6 protein-coding genes are annotated in these 6,635 nt (G+C 63.8%); 3 read left to right on the top strand and 3 right to left on the bottom strand.

Annotation, left to right across the window (positions count from 1 at the left end; genetic code table 11):
- Nucleotides 1-64: 64 nt before the first annotated feature.
- The 3 genes from AC1DWI_RS10435 to AC1DWI_RS10425 form a co-directional block, all read right to left on the bottom strand.
- The gene (locus AC1DWI_RS10435) at nt 65-1,594 is read right to left on the bottom strand and encodes an NAD(P)H-hydrate dehydratase (protein ID WP_477669247.1); all 1,530 of its coding nucleotides are present in this window, start codon (nt 1,592-1,594) and stop codon (nt 65-67) included.
- 71 nt (nt 1,595-1,665) lie between these two features.
- Nucleotides 1,666-2,925: a D-amino acid dehydrogenase gene (locus tag AC1DWI_RS10430; protein WP_477669248.1), complete on the bottom strand. Its 1,260-nt coding sequence runs from the start codon at nt 2,923-2,925 to the stop codon at nt 1,666-1,668.
- Between the two features lie 121 nt (nt 2,926-3,046).
- Nucleotides 3,047-4,393 (bottom strand): amidase, encoded by a 1,347-nt coding sequence (locus AC1DWI_RS10425; RefSeq protein ID WP_477724795.1) that lies wholly within the window; start codon nt 4,391-4,393, stop codon nt 3,047-3,049.
- A 162-nt stretch (nt 4,394-4,555) separates the two neighbouring features.
- Between AC1DWI_RS10425 and rpsB the strand changes: the two genes are divergently transcribed.
- The 3 genes from rpsB to AC1DWI_RS10410 form a co-directional block, all read left to right on the top strand.
- On the top strand, nt 4,556-5,308 hold the full coding sequence (gene rpsB / locus AC1DWI_RS10420; RefSeq protein ID WP_457280556.1) for a 30S ribosomal protein S2: 753 nt from the start codon (nt 4,556-4,558) through the stop codon (nt 5,306-5,308).
- A gap of 127 nt (nt 5,309-5,435) precedes the next feature.
- Nucleotides 5,436-6,350, top strand: a complete 915-nt coding sequence (gene tsf / locus AC1DWI_RS10415; RefSeq protein WP_457280557.1) for a translation elongation factor Ts — start codon at nt 5,436-5,438, stop codon at nt 6,348-6,350.
- Between the two features lie 61 nt (nt 6,351-6,411).
- A partial coding sequence (locus AC1DWI_RS10410) for an amino acid kinase family protein (protein ID WP_477724794.1) occupies nt 6,412-6,635 on the top strand: 224 nt, incomplete at its 3' end.

Here is a 6,635-nt window from a genome sequence, read left to right as displayed (position 1 = left end):
TGCTCATCGTCCTGATCCAAATCGCCCTGATGATCCTGGTGTAAGGCCCTCGTCGGCGCGTCTGTCAGTTGCTGCCGCCTTGTGCATGGGCCAGTTCCGAGGCTGTCAGGGCCGGGGCCGTCCATTCGTCGGCCAGACGGCCATGTGCCCATACGGCGCTGCAGGCCGCGTCGAAGGCATCCAGCCCGGCCGCCATCCGTGCGCCCACCATGCCCGCCAGCACGTCGCCGGTGCCGGCCGTGGCCAGCAGGGCGTTGCCGGTGCTGTTGATGGCGCTGCTGTGGCCCGGCGCCGCGATCACCGTTCCCGAACCCTTGAGCACCACCACACACTGAAACTGTTCGGCAAGCTGCCGGGCCGATGCCAGCCGGTCGGATTGAACCGCGGCCGCTGTGGTGGCGGCCAGCCGGGCAGCTTCCAGTGGGTGTGGCGTCAGCACCGTGCGGTAGCCGCGGCCGTGACGTGCAATGAGCTGCGCCTGGAACTGCGTGTCCCCTGCAATGGCATTGAGTGCATCGGCATCCAGCACCAGCCGCCTGGCAGTCGACAGCACCCTGGCCAGCACGGCCTTGACGGCCTCGCCGCCGCCRCAGCCGCACACCACCACCTGCTGCGCGAAGTCCAGCGCCTCGGGCGTGCGGAACATCAGTTCGGGTTGTTGCGGATCGACCGCGATGGCCGGGCTGCCGAGCAACGCCACAAATACCCGGCCGGCACCGGCATGCAGGGCGGCACGCGCCGCCAGCAGCGCGGCGCCCGCCATGTGGCTGTGGGCGGTGGACTCTCCCCCGAGCACGGCCACGTCGCCAAAGCTGCCTTTGTGGCTGGCATGCGCGTTGCCTGAACGGGGCGGCTGGCCGGCATGGTCGGCGCCCAGCAACCAGGCGTCGGTCTGGCTTGGGGTTGCCTCCTGCGTTTCGCGGACGCCGAGATCGTCAAACCAGACCTGGCCCGCCCAATCCCGGCCGCCGGCGGTGAACAGCCCCGGCTTCAAGGTTAAAAGGCTTAAGGTAAAAATGGCTGTAGCGTCCGGTGAATGGGCGCAAGCAGCTATCAAATGTGTAGCAGATCCGGTGTCCGCATCCAGGCCGGTCGGTATGTCTACCGCCAGCCGCGGCGCACTGCCGGCTTGCATTCGCGCCAGCCACTCCAGCATCAAGGCCGTGCCTGGGCGGTCGGGGGCCAGCGCGCCGCCTATGCCCAACAGGGCATCGATGCAGAAATCAAAATCATCGGGCGGTTGCGCCGCCATGGGCACGCCCGCGGCGATGGCGCGCTCGCGCGAGGCATGGGCGTCGGGCGGCAGGCTGGTTTTTCCGGCCGGCAAACCGGTCCAGGTTACGGTGACATTTTTGCCCCATTGGTGCAGATGCATGGCGGCCTCAAAACCGTCGCCGCCGTTGTTGCCGGGCCCACAGGCGATCCAGATGCGCTGCGCATGCGGCGCCAGGGCCAGCGCCAGGCGTGCCACCGAGAGGCCGGCCCGCTGCATCAGCGTGTGGGGCGCAAGCCCGGCGGCGGCACGCCGTTCAAGTTCGCGCGTCGCCGCCACGCTGTGAAGCGGCTCGCTGCGGGCGCTGGAAATTTTTCGCATGGCCTGATTGTGCGTCCCCGCAAAGCAAAAAGCCCGGCAGGCCGGGCTTTGGGCATAAACGCGGGGTGGTTTCAGCCCAGGCGGGCCACGCCCAGGCCTTCCATGTCGATGTCGGCGGTTTTGCCGGCCATCAGGTCGGCCAGCACCCGCGCGCTGCCGCAGCTGAGAGCCCAGCCGCTGGAGCCATGCCCCAGGTTGAGCCAGAGGCCGGGAATGCCGCTGTCGCCGATGATGGGCGGCCCATCGGGCAGCATGGGACGGGCGCCTTTCCATTCCTGCACGCTGGCGCCGGTATTGGAGAGCTGAGCCGCACCCGGGAACCAGTCGTGCAGCACCTTGTACAGCGTCTGGATGGACGATGCCCGTTTGCTTTCAAGCGTGCCGCCGATTTCGGCGCTGCCTGCCACACGCACGCGGTTGCCCAGGCGGGAAATTGCGACCTTGTAGCGCTCGTCCATCAGTGCGCTGCGCGGTGCGTTCAGCGGTTCGCGGATCGGCGCGCTGATGGAGTATCCGTAAACCGCTGCCATGGGAATCTTCAGGCCCAGCGGCCTCAGGAGCTCCGCGGAGGCCAGGCCGGCGCACATGACCACCCGGTCGTAGCTGCGGGGGCTGGCCTCGCCTGCTATCAAAATACTAGCGGGTTGCGCAAGTTCCAATTGGGCTACAGCCGTATTGAACTCAAAATTCACGCCGATGCGCTGGGCTTCGTTCTTCAGCAGCAGGGCAAACTGGCGGCAATTGGCCACCTCGTCGTTCGGCAGGTGCACGGCGCCCAGGAAGTCGGTGTCAGGGCTCAGTGCCGGCTCGATCTTGCGCACCTCGTCGGGTCCGATTTCCCTGAACACCACGCCGGCGTCGCGCAGCACGGCCAGGCCCGGCTGCACCAGCTTGCTGTCTTTTTCAGAGCGCAGCAGCACCATGTAGCCGGGGCTGCCGTCGTACTCAAGCTCCAGTTCGGCGGTCAGGTAGTGCAGCCTTTCGCGGCTGTAGAAAGCCAGGCGCTGCATACGTGCGCGGTTGGCCAGGTAGGTTTCGAGCTTGCAGGCGCGGAACCACTTCCACATCCAGGCCAGGTCGCGGCCCGACAGGGGCAGGCCGAGCTTGACCGGCGCGTGGCGGTTGAACAGGTGGCTGATGACCTTGCCCGGCATGCCCGGCGCGGCCCAGGGCGTGACATACCCGGGCGCCACCAGGCCGGCGTTGGCAAAGCTGGTCTCCTCGGCCGCCGCACCGCGGCGTTCAAAGACGGTGACCTCGTGGCCGTCCAGGGCCAGCTCGTAAGCGGTGGTGATGCCGATGATGCCGGCACCAATGACGGCAACCCTCATGCGAGGCTCCCGCGGTCATGTGGGGCAGGCACGGGGCGCGGGGCTGGGGAGATGTTTTTGTACATTTTTATAAGAAAAAGGCTTTTAAGCCAATGGGAATGAGCGCGAGAAGCTATCGTTTTTATAGCGAATTCGACAGGGCGGTCTCCACCTGCAGGGCCAGGTCCAGCACCGCGTCGTCATGCAACGCCGCATGCCAGAGCATCAGGCCCACGGGCAATTGGCCGGGCGTGTGGCAGGGCAGGGAAATGGCGCAACCATCGAGCATGTTCACCACGGAGGTATTGCGCAGCAGCAGGCCGTTGACGCGGAAAAATTCGGCATCGTCATCCAGCAAACCGGCGATCGGCGGCGCGACGATGGGGACGGTGGGCGAGAGCACGGCGTCAAAGCCTTGCAGGCGTGTTTCCATGCGGCCCATCCAGGCCTTGCGGGCGGCCAGCAGGTCGATGTAGTCGGCCGCACTCATGCCGGCGCCGCGCAGGATGCGCAAGGCCACGCGCGGGTCGTATTCGGCCTGGTGTCTGGCGATCAGCGTGCGGTGCCAGGCGTAGCTTTCCGCCGCCGAGAGGCCGCCGGTGGCATTGATGGCGGCCAGCTCGCCGATCTCCTCCAGGCCGATTTCCTCGATGTGCGCACCCGCCTGGCGAAGGATTCGCAGGCTGCGCCCAAACGCTTCGGCGACGGTGTTGTCCAGGAGGTCCTGCATCACGGTGCGGGCGACGGCCAGGCGGCAGGAGGCGAGCGGCTTGCCGGTCAGTTGGACCTTGCGTGCCGCCAGAACCTCATGCACGGTGACCGCGTCGCGCACCGAACGGGTGAGGGCGCAAACGGTGTCCAGGCTGGTGGACAGGGGAAGGGCGCCCTCCGTGGGCACCAGGCGCGCAGTGCTTTTGAAGCCGACGATGCCGCAAAGCGCCGCCGGGATGYGGATCGATCCGCCGGTGTCGGAGCCGAGCCCGACCAGGGCTGCGCCCGTGGTTACCGAGACCGCCGCACCGGAGGACGAACCCCCGGGAATACGTGCCACCTTCGGGTCGGCCGGGTTGACGGGGGTTCCGTAGTGCGGATTGATGCCGACGCCGGAGAAGGCGAACTCGACCATGTTGGTGCGCCCCATGAACGTGGCGCCGGCAACACGCAGACGTGCCACGGCGGGGCAATCTTCTGCGGCAGGCGCGGCGCCTGCCAGCACGGTGGATCCGGCTGCGGTGGTCTGGCCGGCCACGTCGAACAGGTCCTTGACCGACACCGGAATGCCGGTAAGTGGAAGGCCTGCAGCGTCCGCAACGGGGTTTTCCGCCATTCCGGCGTGGTTTTGCGGGCTCCCCGGCATGAAAACGTGGCGGCAGGCGTCACTTTGGGCCGTGGCCAGGGCCTGTTCGATAACCTGCCGGGGAGAGGTCTGGCCGGCCGTCATGGCCTGGCGAGTGGCATGGAGGTCGCCTGAAGGGGGCATCTGGCTCATGGGGCGGGAGGGTGTTATACTCGACAGGCTTTGCAAATGACGATTTTGTTGTTTGCAAGGCAAATCGCAAATCAGCCACTCAAGGTGTTGCCCCGGAAATCTCGAAAGAGGCCAACGGGACGATAAGCGCTGATTTTAGACACAACCTTTTGGAGTATTCCTATGTCGACCACTATGCGCGAAATGCTGGAAGCAGGCGTTCATTTCGGACACCAAACCCGCTTCTGGGACCCCAAGATGGCCCCGTACATCTTCGGCCATCGCAACCGTATTCACATCATCAACCTGGAAAAATCGCTTCCGATGTACCAGGAAGCGATGAAGTTCGCGAAGCAGCTGTCTGCCAACCGCGGCACCATCCTGATGGTAGGCACCAAGCGCCAGGCTCGCGACATCGTCGCCACCGAAGCCAAACGCGCCGGTGTTCCCTATGTTGACCAGCGCTGGCTGGGCGGCATGCTGACCAACTTCAAGACGGTCAAGACTTCCATCAAGCGCCTGAAGGAAATGAAGGCCCAGCAGGAAGCCGGCCTTGATTCCATCAGCAAAAAAGAACAGCTCACCTTCAAGCGCGAAATCGAAAAGCTTGAAAAAGACATCGGCGGCATTCAGGACATGAACGCCCTGCCGGACGCCATTTTCGTGATCGACGTGGGCTTCCACAAAATCGCGATCCTGGAAGCCAAGAAGCTCGGCATTCCACTGATCGGCGTGGTTGACTCCAATCACTCGCCTATCGGCATCGACTACGTGATTCCCGGCAACGACGACTCCTCCAAAGCTGTCGCCCTGTACGCCCGCGGTATCGCCGACGCGATCATCGAAGGCCGCGCCAATGCCGTGAACGACGTCGTCAAGGCGGTTTCGGCTGAGAGCTCGGATGAGTTCGTGGAAGTGGAAAACGCAGCCGCCTGATAGTTTTCGGCTCTGCGCCAGACGCGAAAAAGGGGCTCGCGTAGCCCCTTTTTCACAACCTAACGAAAAGCTGGATGCGAATTGATCGCTTCCAGCGTGTCAAAAACGACAAAACGGAGAATCAAAGATGGCAATTACTGCAAGCATGGTCGCTGAACTGCGCGCCAAGACCGACGCCCCCATGATGGAGTGCAAGAAAGCACTGACCGAAGCTGAAGGCAACTTCGAAAAAGCCGAAGAAATCCTGCGCGTCAAGCTCGGCAGCAAGGCCGGCAAGGCCGCTTCCCGCGTCACCGCCGAAGGCGTTGTAGCTGCGCACCGCGAAGGCGATGTGGGCGCGCTGGTGGAAATCAATTGCGAAACCGACTTCGTGACCAAGAACGACAGCTTCCTGGCCTTCACCAAGGCAGTGGTCGAAGGGATTGTCAAGAACAACCCGGCCGACGTGGAAGCCGTGGGCGCCATGCCTTTATCGCTTGACGGCTTTGGCCCGACGGTCGAAGACGTGCGCAAGGGCCTGATCGGCAAGATCGGCGAAAACATGAGCGTGCGCCGCTTCAAGCGTTTCTCGGGCAGCAAGCTGGCCTCTTACCTGCACGGCACGCGCATCGGTGTGGTCGTGGAGTTTGAAGGCGACGAAGCCGCCGCCAAGGATGTCGCCATGCACGTGGCCGCGATGAAGCCCGTGTCCCTGTCCAGCGCTGAAGTGCCTGCCGAACTGGTCGCCAAGGAGCGCTCGGTGGCTGCAGCCAAAGCCGCTGAAGATGCCGCCAAGGCACAAGCCGAAGGCAAGGCCGTCCAGTCCGCTGAAATTGTTGCAAAGCGTATCGAAGGTGGCGTGCAGAAGTACCTGAAGGAAGTCAGCCTGTACAACCAGACTTTCGTCAAGAACGACAAGCAGACCGTCGAGCAGATGCTCAAGGAAAAAGCGACGACGATCAAGTCTTTCACGCTGTATGTCGTGGGTGAAGGCATTGAGAAAAAGGTGGACGATTTCGCTGCCGAAGTCGCCGCCCAGGTCGCCGCAGCCAAAGCTGCTTGAGCATTTCAGTCCAGCCGGAAGGCCGCTAAACTTCAGACAACCCAACAAAGAAAGCTCTCACATGCCAGCCTACAAGCGAATCTTGTTAAAACTGTCAGGTGAGGCCTTGATGGGGGATGATGCCTTTGGCATCAACCGTGCGACCATCGTGCGCATGGTGGAAGAGATTGCCGAAGTCACCCGTATGGGTGTCGAAGTGGCGGTCGTGATTGGCGGCGGCAATATCTTCCGCGGTGTGGCCGGCGGTTCCGTCGGCATGGACCGCGCCACTGCCGACTACATGGG

Source organism: Polaromonas sp. P3_C2 (assembly GCF_056402675.1).
Note: the sequence above shows the minus strand (reverse complement) of the source record. Positions and strands in the feature narration are given on the sequence as shown.